Origin of the sequence: Superficieibacter sp. BNK-5, from assembly GCF_047456055.1 — a bacterium.
Lineage (GTDB): Bacteria > Pseudomonadota > Gammaproteobacteria > Enterobacterales > Enterobacteriaceae > Superficieibacter.
The window spans coordinates 3,696,849-3,718,789 of sequence record NZ_CP179893.1 but is presented as its reverse complement, the minus strand read 5'-3'; the positions used below and the strand labels follow the sequence as shown (position 1 = coordinate 3,718,789).

23 protein-coding genes are annotated in these 21,941 nt (G+C 52.2%); 18 read left to right on the top strand and 5 right to left on the bottom strand.

The window, feature by feature from the left end; translation table 11 throughout:
* Positions 1 to 6: 6 nt before the first annotated feature.
* Positions 7 to 1,152 carry an iron-containing alcohol dehydrogenase gene (locus tag ACMGGS_RS17755; protein WP_414163728.1) on the bottom strand — a complete coding sequence of 382 codons (1,146 nt, stop codon included), beginning with the start codon at positions 1,150 to 1,152 and terminating at the stop codon, positions 7 to 9.
* A gap of 176 nt (positions 1,153 to 1,328) precedes the next feature.
* Here ACMGGS_RS17755 and dtnK point away from each other — a divergent pair, with 176 nt between their 5' ends.
* Genes dtnK through ACMGGS_RS17740 form a run of 3 tightly spaced genes read left to right on the top strand, consistent with a single transcriptional unit; the run spans position 1,329 to position 4,318 of the window.
* Positions 1,329 to 2,576, top strand: coding sequence for a D-threonate kinase (gene dtnK, locus ACMGGS_RS17750; RefSeq protein WP_414163727.1), 1,248 nt, complete (start codon positions 1,329 to 1,331; stop codon positions 2,574 to 2,576).
* Positions 2,569 to 3,555, top strand: coding sequence for a D-threonate 4-phosphate dehydrogenase (locus ACMGGS_RS17745; protein ID WP_414163726.1), 987 nt, complete (start codon positions 2,569 to 2,571; stop codon positions 3,553 to 3,555). The genes dtnK and ACMGGS_RS17745 overlap by 8 nt, the downstream gene beginning before the upstream one ends.
* A 1-nt stretch (position 3,556) precedes the next feature.
* The gene (locus ACMGGS_RS17740) at positions 3,557 to 4,318 is read left to right on the top strand and encodes a DeoR/GlpR family DNA-binding transcription regulator (protein WP_414163725.1); all 762 of its coding nucleotides are present in this window, start codon (positions 3,557 to 3,559) and stop codon (positions 4,316 to 4,318) included.
* 11 nt (positions 4,319 to 4,329) lie between these two features.
* On the opposite strand, the gene ACMGGS_RS17735 is transcribed toward ACMGGS_RS17740, so the two are convergent.
* Together ACMGGS_RS17735 and ptrR are read right to left on the bottom strand one after the other, a co-directional pair.
* The gene (locus ACMGGS_RS17735) at positions 4,330 to 5,274 is read right to left on the bottom strand and encodes an L-lactate dehydrogenase (RefSeq protein ID WP_414163724.1); all 945 of its coding nucleotides are present in this window, start codon (positions 5,272 to 5,274) and stop codon (positions 4,330 to 4,332) included.
* Positions 5,275 to 5,368: 94 nt separating this feature from the next.
* Entirely contained in the window at positions 5,369 to 6,238 is an 870-nt protein-coding gene (gene ptrR / locus ACMGGS_RS17730) for a putrescine utilization regulator PtrR (RefSeq protein WP_414163723.1), read from the bottom strand.
* 106 nt (positions 6,239 to 6,344) lie between these two features.
* On the opposite strand from ptrR, the gene sad reads away from it, so the two are divergent.
* From sad to ACMGGS_RS17690, 8 genes are all read left to right on the top strand, one after another.
* Complete coding sequence (gene sad / locus ACMGGS_RS17725) at positions 6,345 to 7,730, top strand: succinate-semialdehyde dehydrogenase (protein WP_414163722.1); 1,386 nt, start codon at positions 6,345 to 6,347, stop codon at positions 7,728 to 7,730.
* A 78-nt stretch (positions 7,731 to 7,808) separates the two neighbouring features.
* Positions 7,809 to 9,398 carry a methyl-accepting chemotaxis protein gene (locus ACMGGS_RS17720; protein WP_414163721.1) on the top strand — a complete coding sequence of 530 codons (1,590 nt, stop codon included), beginning with the start codon at positions 7,809 to 7,811 and terminating at the stop codon, positions 9,396 to 9,398.
* Positions 9,399 to 9,445: 47 nt separating this feature from the next.
* Positions 9,446 to 10,372, top strand: a complete 927-nt coding sequence (glsB, locus tag ACMGGS_RS17715; protein WP_414163720.1) for a glutaminase B — start codon at positions 9,446 to 9,448, stop codon at positions 10,370 to 10,372.
* Positions 10,372 to 10,734 carry a DUF4186 domain-containing protein gene (locus ACMGGS_RS17710; protein WP_414163719.1) on the top strand — a complete coding sequence of 121 codons (363 nt, stop codon included), beginning with the start codon at positions 10,372 to 10,374 and terminating at the stop codon, positions 10,732 to 10,734. Before glsB ends, ACMGGS_RS17710 begins: the two co-directional genes overlap by 1 nt.
* Positions 10,735 to 10,916: 182 nt before the next feature.
* Positions 10,917 to 11,909: a diguanylate cyclase gene (locus ACMGGS_RS17705; RefSeq protein WP_414166307.1), complete on the top strand. Its 993-nt coding sequence runs from the start codon at positions 10,917 to 10,919 to the stop codon at positions 11,907 to 11,909.
* 52 nt (positions 11,910 to 11,961) lie between these two features.
* The gene (locus ACMGGS_RS17700) at positions 11,962 to 12,930 is read left to right on the top strand and encodes a sensor domain-containing diguanylate cyclase (protein WP_414163718.1); all 969 of its coding nucleotides are present in this window, start codon (positions 11,962 to 11,964) and stop codon (positions 12,928 to 12,930) included.
* An 82-nt stretch (positions 12,931 to 13,012) separates the two neighbouring features.
* Entirely contained in the window at positions 13,013 to 13,540 is a 528-nt protein-coding gene (locus tag ACMGGS_RS17695; RefSeq protein ID WP_414163717.1) for a GNAT family N-acetyltransferase, read from the top strand.
* Positions 13,541 to 13,657: 117 nt separating this feature from the next.
* Positions 13,658 to 15,109, top strand: coding sequence for a tagaturonate reductase (locus tag ACMGGS_RS17690; protein WP_414163716.1), 1,452 nt, complete (start codon positions 13,658 to 13,660; stop codon positions 15,107 to 15,109).
* 139 nt (positions 15,110 to 15,248) lie between these two features.
* Here the strand turns inward: ACMGGS_RS17690 and ACMGGS_RS17685 are convergent, their stop codons facing one another.
* On the bottom strand, positions 15,249 to 16,178 hold the full coding sequence (locus tag ACMGGS_RS17685) for a LysR family transcriptional regulator (RefSeq protein WP_414163715.1): 930 nt from the start codon (positions 16,176 to 16,178) through the stop codon (positions 15,249 to 15,251).
* A 115-nt stretch (positions 16,179 to 16,293) separates the two neighbouring features.
* On the opposite strand from ACMGGS_RS17685, the gene ACMGGS_RS17680 reads away from it, so the two are divergent.
* The 6 genes from ACMGGS_RS17680 (at position 16,294) to ACMGGS_RS17655 (ending at position 21,037) form a co-directional block, all read left to right on the top strand.
* Positions 16,294 to 17,307 (top strand): amidohydrolase family protein, encoded by a 1,014-nt coding sequence (locus ACMGGS_RS17680; protein WP_414163714.1) that lies wholly within the window; start codon positions 16,294 to 16,296, stop codon positions 17,305 to 17,307.
* Between the two features lie 218 nt (positions 17,308 to 17,525).
* Entirely contained in the window at positions 17,526 to 18,440 is a 915-nt protein-coding gene (locus ACMGGS_RS17675) for a bestrophin family protein (protein WP_414163713.1), read from the top strand.
* A gap of 16 nt (positions 18,441 to 18,456) precedes the next feature.
* The gene (locus ACMGGS_RS17670; RefSeq protein WP_414163712.1) at positions 18,457 to 18,684 is read left to right on the top strand and encodes a DUF1272 domain-containing protein; all 228 of its coding nucleotides are present in this window, start codon (positions 18,457 to 18,459) and stop codon (positions 18,682 to 18,684) included.
* Positions 18,681 to 19,133, top strand: a complete 453-nt coding sequence (locus tag ACMGGS_RS17665) for an NUDIX hydrolase (protein WP_414163711.1) — start codon at positions 18,681 to 18,683, stop codon at positions 19,131 to 19,133. Before ACMGGS_RS17670 ends, ACMGGS_RS17665 begins: the two co-directional genes overlap by 4 nt.
* A gap of 120 nt (positions 19,134 to 19,253) precedes the next feature.
* Positions 19,254 to 19,961 (top strand): phage antirepressor KilAC domain-containing protein, encoded by a 708-nt coding sequence (locus tag ACMGGS_RS17660; RefSeq protein WP_176917365.1) that lies wholly within the window; start codon positions 19,254 to 19,256, stop codon positions 19,959 to 19,961.
* Positions 19,962 to 20,176: 215 nt separating this feature from the next.
* Entirely contained in the window at positions 20,177 to 21,037 is an 861-nt protein-coding gene (locus ACMGGS_RS17655) for an aldo/keto reductase family oxidoreductase (protein ID WP_414163710.1), read from the top strand.
* A gap of 18 nt (positions 21,038 to 21,055) precedes the next feature.
* Here ACMGGS_RS17655 and ACMGGS_RS17650 read toward each other — a convergent pair whose 3' ends face one another.
* Positions 21,056 to 21,271 (bottom strand): hypothetical protein, encoded by a 216-nt coding sequence (locus tag ACMGGS_RS17650; RefSeq protein ID WP_414163709.1) that lies wholly within the window; start codon positions 21,269 to 21,271, stop codon positions 21,056 to 21,058.
* Between the two features lie 283 nt (positions 21,272 to 21,554).
* On the opposite strand from ACMGGS_RS17650, the gene ACMGGS_RS17645 reads away from it, so the two are divergent.
* Positions 21,555 to 21,791, top strand: coding sequence for a DUF2171 domain-containing protein (locus ACMGGS_RS17645; protein ID WP_414163708.1), 237 nt, complete (start codon positions 21,555 to 21,557; stop codon positions 21,789 to 21,791).
* The last annotated feature ends 150 nt before the right edge of the window (positions 21,792 to 21,941 follow it).

Sequence of the window (21,941 nt, the reverse complement as noted above, 5' to 3'; positions counted from 1 at the left end):
TCAAGGTTAAGTCGCGGGAAACAGACGTTGATAAATGGCCTGGACCTCCGCATGGGTAACTGAACAGGGGGCGTTATTCATCAGACGTTTGACATTAAGCGCGGCGTCACTCAGCGCCGGAATGTCGTTACGGGGGACCCCCAGGGCTTCGAGATTGTCTGGCAGACCGAGGCGTTTCACGAGCGCGGCCAGATAGTCCACCAGTGCAAAAGATTTTTCTTCCGCAGAGAGCGTCCGGTCAGCGCGGGGGAGTAAATCCCAGACCTGTGCAAATTTATCGACTGCATACGCACGAACCACGCTCATGCAGGGTGCGAGCAGGATCGCATTCGCCACCCCGTGCGGCAGGTGGTATTTACCCCCCAGCGGATAGGAATGCGCATGGACCAGGTGCGTACCCGCATGGGTAATTGAGACGCCGCCGTAATAGGAGGCCCACAGCATTTCCAGTTTCGCCGTCAGGTTGCCCGGCTCATTAACGGACGTTTCCAGATAGCGCAGGAGTTTAGCCAGACCGGTAAGTGCCGCATTATCACTCACCGGATTCGCCACGGTAGCCGTGAAGCATTCAAGCAAATGACATAACGCATCAATGCCGGTAGAAGCGGCGATATGCGAAGGCATGCTGGTCGTCAACTCCGGGATGAGCGCCACATAATCCGGCAGCAGAACCGGAGAGATGATCCCGACCTTCGTGTCCTGTTCAGGGATCGCCAGAATCGCATTCGGCGTGGCTTCTGAGCCGGTCCCCGCCGTTGTTGGGATGAGCAGAGAGCATATGCGCTGTTGTGGCTTCTCCCCAGCAAGTAGCGCTTCAATAGTGTGTTCATCAGGGTGGCAAAGCACCGAAAACAGTTTGGCTACATCCAGAACGCTGCCGCCGCCAATCCCCACCACAATATCGATGTGCTTATTTTCAAGTGAGGCAAGAAGGGCAATAACATCATGCTGGCTGGGCTCCGCAGGAACGTTGTCAATGACCTGCACCTGGCGATGCTTTTCATGCAGGAGGGCGTTAATGCGTTGGGCTGCCTCCAGCCTGACAATGTTGCTATCGGTGATCAGCAAAACCCTCTGTTTTCCTTCCAGCAACGGTTCAAGCGCGTTAAATGCGCCTGCACCGCTGATTAATGTACTGTTAATGGTAAGCAAAGCTTTTCTCCTGTTTTGATGCGGGTGATTGAAGTCAATCACTTTGTTTCATCACAGCGACGACGTGCCGAAGATTTTAGCGTCACAGGCAAATTAAATAAATTGATCTTGCTCACATTTAATCAAATGTGATTGAATATAATCATAACGAGCATAAATAAGAGTAAGGGGAGCTGATGCGTTCTTTCACGACCAACGTTCTGGTGCTGGCGGATGACTTTACAGGGGCTAATGATGCGGGGGTCAGTCTGGCAGAGGCGGGGGCAACGGTAGAGGTGGTCTTCGCCGCTCCTGACGCCACCGACGCGCAGGTACTTATCGTTAATAGCGATAGCAGGGCATTAGCGCCTGACGAGGCCGCACGCCGGATCACCTCGCTGCTTCACCGCGTGCTGAATACGTTTCACGCGGACTGGAATGTCAAAAAGATTGACTCCACCCTGCGTGGCAATATCGGGGCAGAGATTGATGCCATGATGAACGCCATCGGTACATCTCTGGCGATCCTGACACCTGCTTATCCTGCTGCCGGTCGTATTACCCGACGCGGGCAGTGCCTGGTCAGCGGTGTCCCCGTCGCAGAAACCGAGTTTGCCACCGATCCGAAAACGCCGGTGGTAACCTCAGACCTTACCGCTCTGGTGCATTTACAGAGCGAAATAACGTGCACGCTGCTGACGGCCAGCGATCTTACCGACTGGCTCGCCAGTCACACCGTAGCAGCACATTCGCGTCATTTGCTGGTGGTGGATGCGGAAACCGACAGTGACCTCGATGCTATTGTCCGTGCGGTCAGCGGCTACAGGTTACGCCCTTTGTTGATCGGCTCGGGAGGGTTATGCGATGCGCTGGTTCGTAACCTGCGTACACCCGTAACAGGCAATTTGCTGGCCGTCGTCGGTTCAATGAGCGAAATCGCGCAAAAACAGATTGCACGGCTGGCGGATCATCCGGGAATGGTGCGACTGGTGATCACCCCTCAGGATGCGATACGGGGCGATATCCATGACGTCGCACGGCAGGCCATCGCGGCATTACAGAACAATCATCACTGCATTATTCAAACCAGCGTTGATGCTGATTCACGAGAATACGTCGGCGTGTTATGTGCCGATCTCAATATGACCCGTGCCGAACTGGGGGCGCGAATCTGTACCTTTCTGGGGACGCTGACCCGGGAGATCACTCAAGGTCAGGTCCCTGGCGGTCTCTATCTTTCCGGCGGCGATGTCGCTATCGCGGTGGCGCGAGCACACGGTGCGACGGGCTTTCGCATTCAGGGGCGTCTGGCGGGGTGTGTGCCCTGGGGACAATTTACCGGTTGTGATCTGCCCTGTCGGGTGATGACCAAGGCGGGAGGTTTTGGTGATGAAACCACGCTACTGAACATTTTGCATTTTATTGAGGAGAAACTGAGTGACTAACATTATTGCGGTAACGATGGGTGACCCGGCGGGTATTGGACCAGAAATTATTATTAAATCTTTAACGGAAGGCGAGCTGTCTGGCGCACCGGTGGTGGTGATTGGCTGCGCGCAACTTCTGCGACGTATTCTGGCGATGAATATCACCGGCAGCGCCGAATTACGGATCATCAGCCAGGTCTCTCAGGCCCGTTTTGCGCCAAGGGTCATCAACGTGCTGGATGAACAGCTGGCCGATCCCGACGGGTTACAGCCAGGCCGGGTTCAGGTACAGGCAGGGGATCTGGCGTATCGCTGCGTAAAACGTGCCACCGCGCTGGCCCTAGGGGGTGAAGTGAGCGCCATTGCCACTGCCCCCCTGAATAAAGAGGCATTACATCTCGCCGGGCATCACTATCCAGGGCATACCGAACTGCTGGCTCATCTCACCAATAGTAAAGATTATGCGATGGTGCTCTATACCGACACACTCAAAGTGATCCATATCACGACGCATATCTCGCTACGTAAGTTCCTGGATACGCTCAGCCAGGAGCGCGTGAAGACTGTAATCAATGTGGCCGATAAATTTCTTCGGCGCGTAGGGTTCACCCAGCCGCGTATTGCGGTGGCTGGCGTCAATCCCCATGCCGGAGAAAATGGTCTGTTTGGCGATGAAGAGGTCCGTATTCTGACGCCCGCCATTGAAAGCATCAAAGCGCAGGGGATAAACGTTACCGGCCCGTGCCCGCCGGATACAGTCTTTATGCAATGCAATGAAGGAATGTACGATATGGTCGTGGCGATGTATCACGATCAGGGGCATATCCCCTTAAAATTACTAGGCTTTTATGATGGCGTGAATATCACTGCCGGACTGCCGTTTATTCGAACGTCGGCAGACCACGGTACGGCATTCGATATTGCCTGGACAGGTAAAGCCAAGTCTGAGAGCATGGCGATCTCAATCCAGTTAGCCATGAAAATCGCCAGGGAATAACATGAAGGGATATAATCGGTTAGAGCAAATTATGGACTACCTGAAAGGCCATAATCTGGTCACGGTCGATCAGCTGGTGGCGGCGACCTCCGCGTCTCCGGCTACCATTCGTCGCGATCTGATTAAACTCGATCAGGAAGGCGTTATCAGCCGCACGCACGGCGGCGTGACGCTTAACCGATTTATCCCTGCACAGCCGACCACGCTTGAAAAATCCCAGCGAAATCTCGCTGAAAAACATTCTATCGCCAGTACGGCTGCGGCGTTTATCAGGGCGGGAGATTCCGTAGTGCTGGATGCCGGAACCACGATGATTGAACTGGCACGTCAAATCACCCATTTACCGTTACGGGTAATCACCAGCGATCTGCACATCGCCCTTTTTCTGTCTGAATTTAAACAAATTGAAGTGACGATTATCGGCGGGCGTATTGATGATACCAGCCAGTCCTGCATTGGCGACCATGGGCGTAAACTACTGCAAAATATCTGGCCGGACGTTGCCTTTGTCAGTTGTAACGGCTGGGATCTGGAGAAAGGCGTGACCTCGCCCACGGAAGAGAAGGCGGCGCTCAAACGCGATCTCATTGCCAATGCCCGGCGAAAAGTGCTGCTGGCGGACAGCTCGAAATATGGCGCGTGGTCGTTGTTTAACATCGCGCACCTGGATTCTCTGACCGATATCGTGACCGATCAACACCTTGATGAGATGGCGCGCAGGCAGTTAGCCGGGATTGCCCCCCGGCTTACGATTGCAGAATAACCCGATGATTTTCACGGCAGGCGGGCGATATTCGCTTTAATCACGCTGGCCGAGTGGCGGAATTTTTCCAGCTCATCGTCGGCAAGATGTAACTCAATAATCTGCTGTACGCCGTTTTGCGCCAGCACAGCCGGCACGCCAATCGCGACATCGCTTACCCCATACTCGCCGTCCAGAATGCAGGATATCGCCAGCGCACGATGGCTACCGGTAAAGATATTGCGACAAATTTCAGCAATGGTCCCGGCGATGCCGTATTCCGTACAGCCTTTACCGGCATAAATTTCGAAACCCAGTTTACGGACTTTCTCTGCCAGTATCCTCCGGTCGAGCGTTTTGCCGGTATGCCGCTGATAAACGTCGCTAATCGGTGAACCATACACGGAAGAGTGTGACCAGACCGGGAACTGAGTATCGCCATGCTCACCGAGAATAAAGGCATCAATACTCTGTGCGCCAATATCGAGGTGCTGTGCCAGCGTACGGCGTAAGCGGGTGGTATCCAGCCAGACGCCGGTCCCGATCACCTGACTTCTCGGCAGGCCGGAAAGTTTCCAAACCTGCCAGGTAATGATATCGCAGGGATTGGTGGCGATAAGAAAGATACCGTTAAAGCCGCCTGCCATCATTTGCGGGACGATACTTTTCACAATTTTTGCCGTATTAGTCAGCTCATCGAGACGCGTCTGTCCTGGTTTCAGTGCGCCGCCAGAGACGGTAATGACGGCGATATCGACATCCGCACAATCGCTGGCGTCGCGCGTGGAAATGGTCATCATGCCAGGCATATAAGCGGCTGCATCGCTGAGATCCTGGACATGGCCTTCGACCAGCGCCTTATTCAGATCGACTAAAATCAGCTCTTCACAAATTGACTGATTCAACAGGGCATAGGCGGCAGAGGCGCCGACATTGCCCGATCCAATAATCATCACTTTACGTGCTTTGGTGTTCATGGTTAATCCGTTTAACGTGAGAACAAAAAAGTAACCTACTGCCGGAACCGGCATCAACGCAACATTCTGCGTTATCTATATGATAATCCTATGGCTACACTTCTGGTAACGTCTCTTTTACCATCTCAATAAAGGCCTCCAGTGAACGCGTCATTCCGCCGCGACGCCATACCAGCCAGGTGGTCAGCCAGCGCCAGTTTTCCGCCAGCGGCCAGGCGGCTACCTGATGGCTACCTGGCATGGTCTCCAGCATTGAACGCGGGATCAACGCCAGGCCCGCGCCGGCGATCACGCAGGCCAGCATTCCGTGATAGGACTCCATCTCATGGATCCTGCCCGGCGTGGCCTGGTCGGCGTGAAACCAGTTCTCAAAATGACGCCGGTACGAACAGTTAGCGCGGAAGGCATAAATATTGACGCCATTAACGTCCCTGGCACGCGCGATGGGGGCGTGACCGTCGGGGGCGACAATCATCATCTCTTCCTGATAAACCGGCATCCCCTCCAGCGCCGGGTGGACAACAGGCCCATCCACAAACGCCGCGCTCAGTGTGCCAGCCAGTACGCCATCAAGCATGGTTCCTGAGGGACCGGTCGCCAGATCAAACTGGATTTTCGGGTAACGTTGAGTGTACTGCGCAAGCGTGGCCGGAATGCGCACGGCGGCGGTGCTCTCCAGCGAACCCAGCGAGAACAGACCCTGCGGCTCCTCACCGGCGATCACCCGGCGAGCCTCGTCCACCAGAGCGAGAATTTGCTGGCTGTAGCGCAAAAAACTGTGCCCGGCGGGCGAAAGACGTAAACGCTGATTCTCACGGATAAACAGCTCGACGCCGAGATCGGCTTCCAGTTGGCGAATACGGGTTGTCAGGTTTGACGGCACACGATGCACCTGCTGCGCCGCCTGAGTAATGCTGCCCGTACGGGCGACCGCATTAAACATTTCAAGCTGGGTTAAATCCATGGCTTTCTCATTTCGTGAATGGAATGGTCAGTATTATTCATTTTCCAGAAAGGAGTGAGTGTAGCAGAATAGTATCCTGCAAAGACATTCACGAAGAGAGAACCGCATGACGTCATCTGTAAATGAAGCCGTTTGTGTTAATCCGGCTAACGGCCACACCATCACTTCTCTGCCGTGGGCAACACGCGAGCAGGTAGAGAAGGCCATTGAGCAAGCCTCGCAAGGCTACCGCCAGTGGCGCGCCTATACCGTCAATGAACGGGCGGCAAAACTGCGCGAGCTGGGCGCTGCTCTGCGTGGACGAGGCGAAGAGATGGCGCAATCGATCTGCCGTGAAATGGGCAAACCGATTGTGCAGGCACGCGCCGAGGTGAACAAATCGGCCGATTTGTGTGACTGGTACGCTGAGCATGGTCCGGCGATGCTGGGCACTGAATCAACGCAGGTTGCTGGCGGTCAGGCGGTCATCGAATACCGCCCACTGGGGCCGGTACTGGCGGTCATGCCGTGGAACTTCCCTCTCTGGCAGGTGTTGCGTGGGGCGGTGCCGATCCTGCTGGCGGGCAACAGCTATCTGTTAAAACACGCCCCTAATGTGCCGGGCTGCGCTGCGCTCATCCAACAAGTCTTTGATGAGGCGGGCATCGCGCCGGGCGTGTTTGGCTGGATCAATGCAACCAATGACGGCGTGACGCAGGCAATTAACGATCCGCGTATTGCCGCCGTCACCGTCACCGGCAGCGTGCGCGCAGGCAGAGCGATTGGCGCTCAGGCAGGGGCGGCACTGAAAAAATGCGTGCTCGAACTCGGCGGCTCGGACCCGTTTATTGTCCTCAATGATGCCGATCTGGATCTGGCGGTGCGTGCCGCGGTTGCCGGGCGCTATCAGAATACCGGGCAGGTCTGTGCGGCTGCCAAGCGTTTTATCATTGAAGCGGGCATTGCCCATGAATTTAGCGACCGCTTTGTGGCGGCTGTGAAGCAACTTAAAATGGGCGATCCCACGCTGGAGCACACCGATCTCGGCCCGATGGCGCGTTTTGATCTGCGCGATGAACTACATCAGCAGGTGCTGAAGACGCTGGAGCAGGGCGCAACCTTATTACTGGGCGGCGAAAAAGTGGCGGGCGAAGGTAACTATTACCCGGCAACGGTTCTGGGTAACGTTACCTCTGACATGACTGCATTTCGTGAAGAGCTGTTCGGCCCGGTGGCTGCCATCACCGTCGCTCGCGATGCAGAACACGCGCTGGTGCTGGCCAACGATAGCGAGTTTGGTCTCTCCGCTACCGTTATGACGGGCAGTGAAGAAAAAGCGCACTATTTTGCTGAGCGTCTGGAGTGCGGCGGCGTGTTTATTAATGGCTTTAGTGCCAGTGATGCGCGGGTGGCCTTCGGCGGCGTGAAGAAAAGCGGCTTCGGCCGTGAACTGTCGCATTTCGGTTTGCGGGAATTCTGTAACATTCAGACCGTGTGGAAAGATCGCCGCTAGTTCTGTCACACTGCTGTCATGGCATTGTCATTTTCATCTTCTACACTCGCGCGTAACTTGTTGTTATAGATGAAAATTATGAACTTAACTCAAATTCTCCACCGCCATACACAGCGTGTCATACCCCGTCAGTTTGGTTTACTGGCGGGTATTCTTTGTATCATCGGCCTTTTTTCCGCGCTGCAAATCTCGTCCTCGCTGTTATTGTCACATTCGCTGCAGAACGCGCGGCAGAATGAACAGCGCAATCAGCAAACGCATTTGCAGCAGGTCAAAGTCGATGAAGCCCGGGTGGCCTTATTGACGGCCAGCGACTTGCTGAACCGGGCTGGCGTCTGGTTTATGCAGGATCGCGATACTGGCTCGGTAGGGAGCTGGAACGGCTTGCTTGACGATGCGCAGCGCGCGCTGGCGCACTCACAAAAAGCCTGGCAATCATGGCTGGCACTCAACCCTCCCGGTGATGACGATCTCATCAATAGTTACCAGCTATTTTATAGCGCCATTAAAGAGCAGGCCGATGCGCTGGGGAAAACCCAGTCTATTGATGCCTTTTTTGCCGTACCGGTACAGGCATTTCAGGCTGATTTTAATGATAACTATGCCCGCTTTCAGCAGGCCAGCGAGCAGCGCGCCGGGGAGGGCCGTCAGGCGTTAATGACCAGTCTGGCGTCATTGCAAACGCTCTTTTTGCTCGCTCCGGCCTTACTGTTGATTATTGCGGTGGCGGTCTGGACCGGGATGTCACGCTGGGTAATTGTGCCGCTGCGACGACTGATTGCTCATATTAATCGTCTGGCGGCGGGCGATCTCTCCGCACCGCTGCCTCCGGTATGTCGATTTAACCGGGAGATTAGCCAGCTCAGCCAGAGTATTGGCGAGATGCAAACAGGGCTTCAGCAACTGGTGATACAGGTAAATGATGCCACTGCCTCAATGGTGGGCAATATTCACCGTCTGGCAGAAGGAAATCAGACGCTTTATCAGCAGTCGGTGAAACAGACGCGTGAACTGGATGACGTCACCACCCATATTGCCACGCTTGAATCACATGTAGAGGGCAATACCGGTTATGCACAGCAGGCAAGCCAGCGAGCAGATGAGGCACGTCAGGTCGCGGCGGGCGGTGACCGGATGATGGAAACGGTTAATCAGTCGATGCGGGAAATCGTCGAGCGATCCGCCGAGATGCGTGGCATTGTCGCGATGATCGATAATGTTGCCTTCCAGACCAATATTCTGGCGCTCAATGCGGCCATTGAAGCGGCACACGCCGGCGAGCAGGGTCGCGGCTTCGCTGTTGTAGCAAAAGAGGTTGGCCTGCTGGCGCGTAAAAGCAGTCATTCCACGCAGACCATTCAGCAACTTATTAATCATTCTCTTCAGGGAATTGAAGATGGATCAAAAGCGGTGACCCGGCTCGAAGATAATCTTCAGCAGGTCACGGGACTGGTCGGTAAACTCAGTAGTCTGCTGAGCGATATCTCGGATGCCACGCTGAGCCAGGGAGAGAGTATTCATCAGATGACCCGTCAGTTACATGCCCTTAACCTCGTCGCGCGACAGACCGGCGATCTGGTCACTCACGCCTCGCAGGCTTCTCAACAATTACAGGATGACTCACAGCAGCTTACGCTGGCGGTAACGCGTTTTCGGCTTCCTGCCTGACCTGTTATACTCGCAGGCCGAAAATGGCCTGTGACAAGGAGCAACAGGTGGCAAAGGTCATCACAACGACGTTACTTGAATCCATTCTGGCCGACGTCAGACCGTTGATCGGTCAGGGCAAGGTGGCGGATTATATTCCGGCACTGGCTGCTGTTAACCCGCACAAACTGGGTATAGCGATCAGCACCGTTGATGGTCAGCATTTTGCCGCCGGCGATGCCGGTGAACGATTCTCGATTCAGTCTATCTCTAAAGTGCTCAGTCTGATTGTGGCGATGAATCACTATCCCGAAGACGAAATCTGGCAGCGCGTGGGTAAAGATCCCTCCGGACAACCGTTTAATTCGCTGGTGCAACTGGAGCTTGAGCAGGGGAAACCGCGTAATCCGTTCATTAATGCCGGAGCGCTGGTGGTGTGCGATATGCTACAAAGCCGTCTGAGCGCACCACGACAGCGGATGCTGGAAATTGTCCGTCAACTCAGCGGCGCGGCAGATATCAGCTATGATAGCGTGGTCGCACGTTCTGAGTTTGAGCACTCCGCCCGTAACGCGGCGATTGCCTGGCTGATGAAGTCTTTTGGCAACTTTCATAATGATGTCTCGACCGTGCTGCAAAACTATTTCCATTACTGTGCGCTGAAAATGAGTTGCGTGGAGCTGGCGCGAACCTTTTTGTTCCTCGCGGATAAGGGAAGGGCACCGCACCTGAGTGAGCCGGTGATCACCCCGCTCCAGTCGCGGCAGGTTAACGCCCTGATGGCGACCAGCGGCATGTACCAAAGCTCCGGCGAATTTGCCTGGCGCGTGGGGCTACCTGCAAAATCGGGTGTCGGTGGCGGTATTGTGGCTATTGTGCCTCATGAGATGGCGATTGCTGTCTGGAGTCCGGAGCTGGATAGCACCGGTAATTCGGTCGCTGGTGTGGCGGCGCTGGAAAAGCTGACGCAGCAGCCCGGACATTCGGTATTTTAATGGATCGTTTTGATACGCTTTTTACACGCCTGGCGCGTTCAACCTTTCGCTCCCGCTTTCGCCTGGGGCAGAAAGAGCGGCAATATTGCTTGGATAAAGGGGCGGAAAAGGTCAGTGAGCACGCGGCTGAGTTCGTCGCTCGCCGTCTGGCTCCTGCCGAGCCGATAAATGATGGCAAACAGACCCCTATGCGCGGACATCCCGTATTTATCGCTCAACATGCGACCGCAACCTGCTGCCGGGGCTGTCTGGAGAAATGGCATAACATCCCTCAACATCAGGCGCTTTCTGATGAGCAGCAGGCCTATATTGTGCGGGTCATTTTCCACTGGCTTGTGATCCAGATGAATCCGCCTCGTTAGCACTAATAAATGCTATTGTTTAAAAGAAGTTAGCCAGACGCTAAAATTTCTTAAATCGCTTGATACCGGCTTTTATCGTCAATAAGATAAGTCTGCATATGCAGCGGAAAAATCGTGTCATGAACGAATCTGACAAGCTAATAAAGAATGAGCGGGTTACCGGAGCCAGATTTGTCAGACGCATGTATCTGATGCGCACGCTCGGCACGCTGCTTTGCTTTTTTCCGGTTCTTTCCGTACTGGTCGAGCTTGACCGTCCTCCCTGGCTGCTGGTTTTACTGGCGGTCAATGCGTTTATCTGGCCGATGGTGGCCTATCTTCGTGCTAAAAATGCATCTCTGCCGCTGGATAAAGAACATCACAACCTTATTTTTGACGCTGCGGCGGGCGGTTTCTGGATCGCTACGATGGCAGTGAATCTTCTGCCGTCGGTGGTGATTGCGACGATTTTGATGTCCGATCGGGTTTCTGCTGGTGGCTTTCCGTTATTGCGTAAAGGCGCGGCGGTGATGCTCGGCGCGTTTGCTATTACCTGGCTGGCGCTGGGCTTTCCTTTTGCGCCAGTCGTCTCGCAAAAAACGTTGTACGCCACTTTACCGTTAATTGCTATTTATGTATTTGCGCTCAGCGTGCTGACCAACTCCATTGCCCGCAAGCTGCGTAAAAACAGTCGTGAACTGGAGCGGATTGCCATGATGGATCCGCTGCTGGATATTGCTAATCGCCGATTGCTGGAGCAGCGGATTGAATTTGAGCTGATCAAACTACGGCATAATAGCCATAGCTCAGCCTTAATGTTTATTGATATCGACAACTTTAAAGAGGTTAACGATCGCTACGGTCATGAAGTCGGTGACTCTCTTTTGGTGACAGTGTCACAAATATTGCACGTCGCTACCCGTAAAACGGATACGCCGGCGCGTCTGGGCGGCGATGAGTTCGTGATCCTGCTGCCCGAGACGCCCGATGACGAAGCAAAAAATATCGCCAGGCGAATTATGGAAGCGGTGTCGGTGATGACGGTTTTGCCTGATAACACACTCTCTCTGACACTTAGTATCGGGATTGCGCGGGCAACGAAAGAGATGATGTCCTCTACCGACTGGCTCAAGGCCGCCGATGACGCGCTTTATCAGGCCAAACGTGAGGGAAAAAATCGTATCTATGCACACTGATGAATTCGCTGCGCTGGCATAGACTGAAGTATCAATAAAAAAAGGAGATGCAATGAAGAGTCCGGCCATACCTGTGAACGAACCGCAACGCCTTGCCTCGCTACATGAGTCAGGGATCCTTGAATCCGGCGATCCGCAGCGCTTTGACCGTCTGACCCGTCTTGCAAAGCGCCTGTTTGATATTCCCGTCGCGCTGGTTACGCTGGTGGATGAAGACGTATTGATTTTCAAATCCCATGACGGCATTGATATCACCACCTTACCGCGCAACATTTCATTTTGTGGACATGCTATTTTCAGCGAATCGCCCCTGGTGGTAACTGACGCCACGCAGGATGCACGTTTTGCCGATAATCCGCTGGTGGAAGGGGATGCGCACGTGCGTTTTTACGCTGGCTATCCGCTGCGCCTGCCTGATGGGGCGGTAGCAGGTGCCTTTTGTCTGGTAGATCGGCAGCCGAGAACATTCAGCTCCAGCGATCTCGAGATGCTCAAAGATCTGGCGGCCATTGTTGAAGGTGAATTCGCGGCAATCAATGCGGCCACCACCGACGAACTGACCGGACTGTTCAATCGGCGAGGTTTTAACAACCTGGCAAATTATGCTATTCGCTCAGCGGCCCGCCGTGCCGTCCCGCTGACGCTTGGCTGGCTCGATCTCGACGGTTTCAAAAAAATCAACGATCGCTGGGGCCATGCAGAAGGGGATGTGGCGCTCAAAACCATGGCGACACTACTGAAGAACTCTTTCCGCGATACCGATCTGACCGTCCGCTACAGTGGTGATGAGTTTGCCATTCTTTTTTCAGACACTGATGAAAACGGCGCATGGATTGCGATGCAGCATCTGGTCGAAGAAGCCGAAGCGTTTAACCAAACGTCCGGTAAACCCTGGAAGCTTGCCTTTTCATGGGGGGTAACTGAATTTGACCAGGATGGTTCAACCCTGCAGGAATGGCTACGAACAGCCGATCAAAAGATGTATACCATGAAAAATAAGCAAGAAGGCAAAGGCCGCTAACATCATTAATTCCTATGAGAGAAAAGCTTGTGTAATTAGTTTGTTAAAATAATAGTGATGTGGTCATTTACAAGGAGTACGTATGGCTACATCAATTTCGCTGCATACCTTTTCACGTAACGATATTCTGCTTCATCTCGACGCCCTAACCGACATTCTTGAGAACTGCATTAATGGCGGTGCTTCCGTCAGTTTTATGCTTCCCTGCCAGCCCGACATCCTGCGGGCCTGGTGGACAACTATTGCCGAAAGCGTAGAAGCACAGGAGCGGCTTTTACTGGTGGCGCTTGATGCCCGTCAACAACCCGTCGGTACCGTTCAACTCATTGTCGCTCAGCCTGAGAACCAGCCCCATCGCGCAGACGTTGCGAAATTGCTCGTCCACGCGCGCGCGCGACGGCAGGGTGTTGCTGCCAGGCTAATGTCAGCGCTTGAATCGCTGGCGCGAAAGCATCAGAAAACGCTATTAATTCTGGATACTGCCACTGGCAGCGGGGCGGAGATGTTCTATCAGCGCTGCGGCTGGCGCAAAGCCGGTGAAATACCCGATTATGCCCTGATGCCGGATGGCGCTCTGACCGCAACCAGCGTCTTCTATAAGCAGATGTAATTTTTTTTTACTATAGCGTCACGATTTGATCAAAACAGGGTTTTATTGGTTTTAAAGTCTGTTAAGTTATTGGACCAATTCTTCTGAGTTGTATGATTAATTAAAAAGGACCCTATTGTGAAAACGCTGAACCGTCGTGATTTCCCTGGAGCGAACTATCCTGAACGCATCATTCAGTTTGGTGAAGGCAACTTCCTGCGTGCCTTCATTGACTGGCAGGTGGATTTGCTGAATGAAAACACCGACCTCAATGCCGGTGTGGTGATTGTTCGTCCGATTAAAAGTGATTTTCCACCGTCATTAAGCACTCAGGATGGTTTGTATACCACCATCATTCGTGGGCTGAATGAGCAGGGGGAGGCGGTCAGTGATGCGCGTCTGATCCGTTCGGTCAATCGCGAAATCAGCGTTTATGCACAATACGATGAGTTTCTCAAACTGGCTCATAACCCGGAAATGCGCTTTGTCTTCTCGAACACCACCGAAGCGGGCATTAGCTATCATGCTGGCGATAAGTTTGATGATGCGCCTGCGGTGAGTTATCCAGCAAAACTGACGCGCTTGCTTTTTGAGCGCTTTAGCCACTTCAACGGCGCGGCGGACAAAGGCTGGATCATCATTCCTTGTGAATTGATTGATTATAATGGCGAAGCATTGCAGGAACTGGTGTTGCGCTATGCACAGGAGTGGGCGCTCCCTGCCGAATTCACCACCTGGCTGAATGAATCGAATGCCTTCTGCTCCACGCTGGTCGACCGTATTGTCACGGGTTATCCGCGTGATGAAGTTGCACAGCTTGAAGCTGATTTAGGCTACAACGATGGCTTCCTGGACACCGCCGAGCATTTCTATCTGTTTGTGATCCAGGGGCCAAAATCACTGGCGTCCGAACTGCGTCTGGATAAATATCCGCTTAACGTCCTTATCGTTGACGACATCAAGCCATACAAAGAGCGCAAGGTGGCAATTCTCAATGGCGCGCATACCGCGTTGGTCCCCGTCGCCTGGCAAGCCGGTCTGGATACGGTCGGTGAGGCGATGAACGATCGCGACGTCTGCGCCTTTGTCGAGAAAGCGATTTATGAAGAGATTATCCCGGTGCTTGACCTGCCGCGCGATGAACTTGAATCTTTCGCCAGCGCGGTAACGGGGCGTTTCCGCAACCCGTATATCAAGCATCAGCTCCTGTCTATTGCGCTGAATGGCATGACCAAATACCGGACACGCATTCTGCCGCAACTGCTGGCAGGGCAGAGCACCGCCGGAAAATTACCGGCCCGTCTGACGTTTGCGCTGGCGGCATTGATTGCGTTTTATCGCGGGGAACGCAACGGTGAAACCTATCCGGTACAGGATGATGCTCACTGGCTGGAGTCCTATCAACAGCTGTGGGCGAAGCATCGCGACCAACAAATCACCACGTCTGAATTGGTTACCACCGTTCTCAGCGTCAGCGACCACTGGGAGCAGGATCTGACCCAGGTGCCGGGACTGGTAGAGCAGGTGACCGCGGATCTGGATGCCATTTTGTCCAAAGGAATGCGCGAAGCCGTAAAACCGCTTTGCTAAATAATCAGCCCGGCTTTTAGCCGGGTTTATTAGCGTTTAAATTAGTTACAACATACATTTTCCTTTGTATCTAATCTACCAACATTAACGCTTTACCTTGAAAAGGTTTTACACCGTCCTAAAGACGACCGCCTGTAATTTACGTCGTCTGAGATTTTTTCTCAGACTGACAAACAGCCCAAATCGTCTCACGCAGCCAACGATGCTCCGGGTCGGCGTGCAGACGAGGATGCCAGATCGCTGAAATTTTGATAGTCGGGGTTTCCACCGGCAATTCAAACCAGTTCATTGCGGGCATCTCCGGGTGCAGAGAGGAACTGGCTAGCGCAGATAACGGAACCAGCCCGATAAGATGCGAATGGCGTACGATATGAATAGCGTTGGTAAAGGCAGGGACGATCATAACAATCTGCCGTTTCAGGCCTTGTTTTGCGAGAGCCGCATCGACTGGTCCATGCAACTTATTTTTGCGTGAAACCACCACATGAGAGTAGCTGGCATAACGTTCGGCTGTTATGCAGGGAGTCTGAAGCAGAGGATGGTCAGATCGACAAATTCCCACGAATCGGTCGTTAAAAAGCCTTCGCGTTTTTAATTCTGGCGCTTCAGTACCCAGCACGCCGATTTCAAGATCTATCGTTCCATCACGCAGAGGCTGGGCGTGTTTATCATTTTTTCCGACAAAATTTAATCTCACCCGAGGCGCATTTTTTTGCAGTTCTAGTGCCAGCTTTGCCGCGGCCAGATCGATAAAACTTTCATTAGCCCGGATAACGAAGCAGCGATCAAGCGTGAAGAGATCAACTGTTTTCGGCGCTGGTTGTAACAGGGTATAGACACTGCGGGTAGTCTCATGAACGCGTTCAATCAGCGTCAAAGCATAAGGTGTTGGTACCAACTGGCGACCCGCTTGTACCAGTAACGGATCGTTGGTGACCCTGCGTAGACGAGTAAGATTACGACTCATGGCTGATACGCTAAGGCCCAGACGTTGCGCTGCGCGCGTCACGCTACGTTCAGCTAACAACGCATCCAGCGCCTTAAGTAAATTCATATCGATATCAGTCACAGTTCACCCATTCACTTGCATTTCATGCAATCTATTATTGCATGCATAGCGTCTGGTGCAATCAATGGGGTCTGTTTATGCTTTTCATTCATACCTTTTCAGGAGCATTGACCCTATGTCTGCAATAAATAACAACGGCCATTTGCCACTCATTGGCATTGAAGAACATTTTCTGACAGAAGAAGTGTTACACATCTGGGAAGAGGCTGGCTTATTTGCCACCGATCCCAGCACTGCCCATAACGCGGGTATTATAGGTGAACGTTTGCTGGATCTGGCCCAGGGCCGCCTTGATTTAATGGATGAAGCAGGCGTGGATGTACAGGTTCTTTCGCTTACTACGCCAGCATTGCACGAGATATCTACGGCAAGTGTCGACATCGCCCGACGCTGCAACGATGCCATCGCAGAAGCGATGGTCCGTCAACCGGGCCGTTTCCAGGGGTTAGCGACATTACCCGTTGCCAATCCCGAAGCGGCCGCTCTGGAACTGGATCGTTGCATCAAAACGCTGGGATTTAAGGGGACCATGTTAAGCGGACGAGTGGGGACCAGAAATCTGGACCATTCAGATTTCTGGCCGATATTTCACAGCGCCGCCAGACTTGGCGCACCTGTTCTTTTACATCCTCGCACGCCTCCTGTTGCCGTACGTGAAGCCTATTATAATGACCTTAATCCTGCATTAAATGTCGCTATGGCGACGTATGGTCTCGGCTGGCATTACGATGCCGGATTGCAGTTCGTACGACTACTGGTGTCAGGTATTTTCGACCGTCTGCCTGAATTGCAAATAATTTTAGGCCACTGGGGAGAAATGGTTCTTTTTTACGCTGAACGTTTTTCTGCCATGGATCGCGTAGCGGGACTCAAGCGACCTGTAGCTGATTATCTGAGACATAATTTATATGTGACCGCCAGCGGCATGTTTTCAGCAAACTATCTGCACCAAGCCGCCAGCATTGTAGGCAATGAGCGGCTACTGTTTTCAACCGATTATCCCTACCAGTACAGACCGGGCCATGATGCCAGACGTTTTTTAAACAACTGCGGTCTTGAAGGTGAAGCGCTGACAGGCTTCGCTCACGCCAACTGGCAGCGCCTGACACAGCATTGCGGCTCTCGCTAAAAAGGTGTGAGTGCGAATGCACAGGAAGATGAGAAGATCACCAGGGAGTTTTGACGAATCGGTAAACCTTGCCTGATTCAGTGCAACTTTATGCTCGCACCGCAGGACGCAGGACATAGCTGAGAACGGTAAATATAAAAGGTAAAAATGATTAGCTTTTGGCGCGCATTTTGGTTTCACTTAACATTTACACTATTATTTACCTGCAAAATTCTCAAATGATCATAAGACCGCAACAACACTGGCTGGCGCTCATCTTTGTCTGGCATGGCTCAGTGCTTTCAAAAGTTATTTCCCGACTGCTGCTTAACTTTCTGCTTTCCATTGCTGTGATCGTGATGTTGCCGTGGTATACCTCATTGGGCATTAAGCTCACCGTCGCGCCTTTCAGCATTCTTGGCGTCGCTATCGCCATATTTCTGGGCTTTCGCAACAATGCCAGTTACTCCCGCTTTGTGGAAGCGCGTCAGCTTTGGGGACAGTTGATGATAGCGGCTCGTTCATTATTTCGGGAAGTCAAAAATACCTTACCCGACGATCCGCGCCTCGGGGAGTTTGTTCGCCTGCAAATTGCCTTTGCCCATTCACTGCGCATGACACTTCGCCGTTTACCTCAGGAAGAGACGTTAACGTCATTATTACCGCCACATCAACTTCCGCAGGTGATGTCAGCCCACTCTCCGGCAAACCGTATTCTGCTGCTGATGGGGGAGTGGCTGGCCGTGCGCCGCCGCAGCGGTGATCTTTCCGACATCCTTTTTCACAGCCTGAATAACCGGCTGAATGATATGTCCGCCGTGCTGGCAGGCTGTGAGCGGATTGCAAATACGCCAATCCCTTTTGCTTATACCCTTATTCTGCACCGTACCGTATATATATTCTGTATTCTGCTGCCATTCGCGCTGGTCGTTGACTTGCACTATATGACGCCATTTATTTCGGTGCTGATTTCCTATACGTTTATTTCTTTGGATGCACTGGCTGAAGAGCTTGAAGACCCTTTCGGACTGGAAAATAACGATCTCCCGCTGGATGCTATCTGCAATGCAATGGAGATTGATCTCCTGCAAATGAACGATGAAACCGACATCCCGAAAAAACAACTGCCGGATAAAAACTATCAAATCACCTGATCATATTGAGGGACCTATGCTGGAATTCAGACCTAACTGTGAACGTTGCGATAAAGATCTGCCGGCCGAATCACCGGAGGCCGTGATTTGCTCCTTTGAATGCACTTTCTGCATTCAGTGTGCCGAACAGCATCTTCATCACCGCTGCCCAAACTGCCAGGGTGAATTAGTCAAAAGACCTGTTCGTCCGGCAGAGAAATTACTGCAATTTCCGGCATCGACTTTACGAGTAACAGCGCCATGAGAGAGCGACCGTCTGCCCGAATACTGATCATTGATGCCGCTGAACGTATTCTCCTTTTTCGCTTTACTCATACTAACGATGCGCTGCAAGGTCGCTCCTATTGGGCGACGCCCGGTGGCGCAGTGGAGGAGGGAGAAAGCTTTGAACAAGCGGCACTTAGAGAGCTTTATGAAGAAACCGGGATTATCGCTCGTCATCCAGGCCCGGCGGTGGCCGAGCGTTCATTCTCAATGCTATTACCCAGCGGCGAACAGGTGCTGGCAGTAGAGCGGTTCTACATCCTCAGAATAACTGACCACCATGTGAATAAAGACCGCTGGAGCCTGAATGAGAAACAGGTGATTAGCCATTTTAAATGGTGGGATCGTGAGGCACTGACTCAGACCACTGAGACCGTTTTTCCGGAAAATATTTTATCTATCCTCCAGAATGAGGGAAACGCAATCTGACGTAACAGGAACATCATCACGGTCTAAACCGCTCAAAAAAAGAACTGGATATTTAACCAGTACATTGTATACTATTTCAACTACCCGCATGGGTGTTGTGAGTAAGTGAGTGGTGAACCTATGATGATTACGTTTGATAGCCAACGGACCCTTGACCAGTCTTCCCTGATGAGTAGCCGTGAGATTGCTACCCTGACCGGTATCACTCATGGCGAAGTAAAACGTATTATTAATGGGCTGGAGACGGCGCAGCGTTTTACCCAGCCCGTTACGGTGAGTCTTTATGAACGTGAAGGCGAAACGTATCAGGAATTTTTCCTGAACAAACGCGATTCGCTACTCGCCGTAGCACGTTTGTCTCCAGGATTTACAGCCGAAACGCTGGACCGCTGGCAGGAACGTGAAAAGCGCGACAATCTGCCCGATTTTACTAATCCCGCGACAGCAGCGCGAGCCTGGGCTGAACAGTATGAACAGCGCCAGATAGCCGAGCAGCGGCTGGCGCTTTCGGTTCCGAAAGCGGAGTTTTTCGATCGCTACGTGCAGGTTGAAGATTCACTCGGTTTTCGTCAGCTCTGTAAAATGCTCAGGGCTAAAGAACCCGAGTTCCGCCAGTTCCTGCTGGAGCGCAATATTATGTATCGGGTAAATGGCGTGCTGACGCCTCATCATCATCATGCGCAGGCCGGCTATTTTACGCTGCGTTCGGGTGTGGGCGAAAACCAGCATACCTTCTCGCAGGCGCGTTTTACCGCAAAGGGGGTGAAATGGATTGCCAGCCTGTGGGCCGGTTATCTGGCGACGCAGTCCAGAAGCGCGGCAGCGTGATTTATCCTTTCTGTTGCTCAATAAAATGCCCGCAGCGTTGCGGACATAAAACGCCAGCATAGTATCGACCCCGAATGCAGGCACGCCGCCAGCCCCCGGACCGCATTCATAATTGTTTGCTTTTTCGTACACCCTATACGGATTGTGCCGTATATTATCAACACAGGAATAAGCGATTATTTTGGTATTTCATTCCGTGTAAAGGACGAACTCTCATGCAGACAAAACGTGATCACAGCTTCAAACTCGGCGATCGTCAGGTAAAACGCATTGGTTATGGTGCTATGCAATTAGCAGGGCCGGGGGTATTTGGTCCGCCGAAGAATATCGATGCCGCGCGTGAGGTTTTACGTGCGGCCCTGGCGGCAGGTGTCAACCATATTGATACCAGCGATTTTTATGGCCCACATGTTACCAATCAGCTTATCCGCGACACCTTATCCCCTTATCCGGATGATTTAGTTATTGTGACCAAAATTGGCGCGCGCCGTGATGACAAAGCCAACTGGCTACCCGCTTTTTCTGCACAGGAATTACGTCAGGCGGTGGAAGATAACCTGACCAATCTTGGGCTTCAGCAACTTGATGTAGTCAACCTGCGCCTGATGTTTGGTACTCACCAACCGGAGGAAGGTTCTCTTGAAGCACCACTGAGCGTGCTGGCAGAACTTCAACAGCAGGGTCTGGTCCGTCACATTGGCTTAAGTAATGTGACGATGACGCAAATCGAAGAAGCACAAAAAATCTGTAAGATTGTCTGTGTGCAGAATCATTACAATCTGGTGCATCGTCATGATGACGATATGATTGATGCATTAGCGGCTGAGGGCATTGCGTATGTACCGTTCTTTCCGCTGGGCGGATTTACTCCGATTCAGTCATCGAAACTCAACGATCTGGCCGCACGTCATCATGTCACGCCGATGCAGCTGGCACTGGCGTTTCTGCTACAGCGCTCAGACAATATTCTGCTGATCCCGGGGACCAGTTCGGTAACGCATTTGGGTGAGAACCTGGCGGCAGGTGAACTCACGTTGTCCGCAGACGTAATCGAGGAACTGAATTCACTAGCTTGAGTTCAAGCGCAGAGCGGACTAATTCCCGCTCTGCGCGTCTCGCTGCATCCGCTGTACCATCCAGTCGCGCCGTTTTCGGATATCATCCCGCTGAGCCACCTCATCAAGCGTCAAAAACAGATAACGAGCGCCGGGAAGCGGAGCATCGAAAGGCGTCACCAGCGACGGACTCGCCACGACGATAAAGCGATCTTCAAATAATCGGAGTTTCAGTGTGCGGAGGGCGCTGCACAAGGCTTTGCAATTGTGCTTGATGTTTCTCTGCTGGGGCTGGTATTTATAAAGATTCGAAAAGATGATGATGCTATTGATTTAACGAAATAGTGATGTGCTGTACGAAATTAATAATATGAATATTCCTCCATAAAATAGCCTCTTATCAAAAGTATTAAAAACAGGAATTCAGTGACTCAGCGAAATACCAATTTGTTTCAAAATGCTAACATCCAGTGCAACTCTGAATTTATGGTCTATGCTTTATAAGGTTACATTAACATCAACCAAAAAAAGGTATTTTATGATTAATAAAAGCGAAATTAAAGACCATACTCAGGTTGTAGCGAGCTGCGGTACCCATGTTGGTGTTGTGGATCACCTTGACGATCAAGATCGAATTAAGCTTTCAAAAAGCGATCCAGAAGCGGGCGGTAAACATCATTTTATCCCGCTAGCATGGGTAGAGAAAGTTGACGATAATAAAGTTATTCTCAACAAAAATAGTAAAGAAGTGTTTGCTGGTTGGCAAGAAGCATAACACGCTGCCGAAGCCCCTTGAACAGGGGCTTTTTTGCGTCTATAGGTTCAGTTAAGCCATGGACGATATCGAACGATTTTCGAACAAATGAGCAATTCGTTTACTCATTGTTGACGTTATTAATATATCATTATTTTTATAACAAAACGA

Excerpts from the sequence above, each read along its gene's own strand:
- dtnK (WP_414163727.1), top strand. The coding sequence starts at position 1,329 with ATGCGTTCTTTCACGACCAACGTTCTGGTGCTGGCGGATGACTTTACA.
- ACMGGS_RS17740 (WP_414163725.1), top strand. The coding sequence starts at position 3,557 with ATGAAGGGATATAATCGGTTAGAGCAAATTATGGACTACCTGAAAGGC.
- ACMGGS_RS17735 (WP_414163724.1), bottom strand. The coding sequence starts at position 5,274 with ATGAACACCAAAGCACGTAAAGTGATGATTATTGGATCGGGCAATGTC.
- ptrR (WP_414163723.1), bottom strand. The coding sequence starts at position 6,238 with ATGGATTTAACCCAGCTTGAAATGTTTAATGCGGTCGCCCGTACGGGC.
- sad (WP_414163722.1), top strand. The coding sequence starts at position 6,345 with ATGACGTCATCTGTAAATGAAGCCGTTTGTGTTAATCCGGCTAACGGC.
- ACMGGS_RS17720 (WP_414163721.1), top strand. The coding sequence starts at position 7,809 with ATGAACTTAACTCAAATTCTCCACCGCCATACACAGCGTGTCATACCC.
- ACMGGS_RS17710 (WP_414163719.1), top strand. The coding sequence starts at position 10,372 with ATGGATCGTTTTGATACGCTTTTTACACGCCTGGCGCGTTCAACCTTT.
- ACMGGS_RS17705 (WP_414166307.1), top strand. The coding sequence starts at position 10,917 with ATGTATCTGATGCGCACGCTCGGCACGCTGCTTTGCTTTTTTCCGGTT.
- ACMGGS_RS17700 (WP_414163718.1), top strand. The coding sequence starts at position 11,962 with ATGAAGAGTCCGGCCATACCTGTGAACGAACCGCAACGCCTTGCCTCG.
- ACMGGS_RS17695 (WP_414163717.1), top strand. The coding sequence starts at position 13,013 with ATGGCTACATCAATTTCGCTGCATACCTTTTCACGTAACGATATTCTG.
- ACMGGS_RS17680 (WP_414163714.1), top strand. The coding sequence starts at position 16,294 with ATGTCTGCAATAAATAACAACGGCCATTTGCCACTCATTGGCATTGAA.
- ACMGGS_RS17675 (WP_414163713.1), top strand. The coding sequence starts at position 17,526 with ATGATCATAAGACCGCAACAACACTGGCTGGCGCTCATCTTTGTCTGG.
- ACMGGS_RS17670 (WP_414163712.1), top strand. The coding sequence starts at position 18,457 with ATGCTGGAATTCAGACCTAACTGTGAACGTTGCGATAAAGATCTGCCG.
- ACMGGS_RS17665 (WP_414163711.1), top strand. The coding sequence starts at position 18,681 with ATGAGAGAGCGACCGTCTGCCCGAATACTGATCATTGATGCCGCTGAA.
- ACMGGS_RS17660 (WP_176917365.1), top strand. The coding sequence starts at position 19,254 with ATGATGATTACGTTTGATAGCCAACGGACCCTTGACCAGTCTTCCCTG.
- ACMGGS_RS17655 (WP_414163710.1), top strand. The coding sequence starts at position 20,177 with ATGCAGACAAAACGTGATCACAGCTTCAAACTCGGCGATCGTCAGGTA.
- ACMGGS_RS17645 (WP_414163708.1), top strand. The coding sequence starts at position 21,555 with ATGATTAATAAAAGCGAAATTAAAGACCATACTCAGGTTGTAGCGAGC.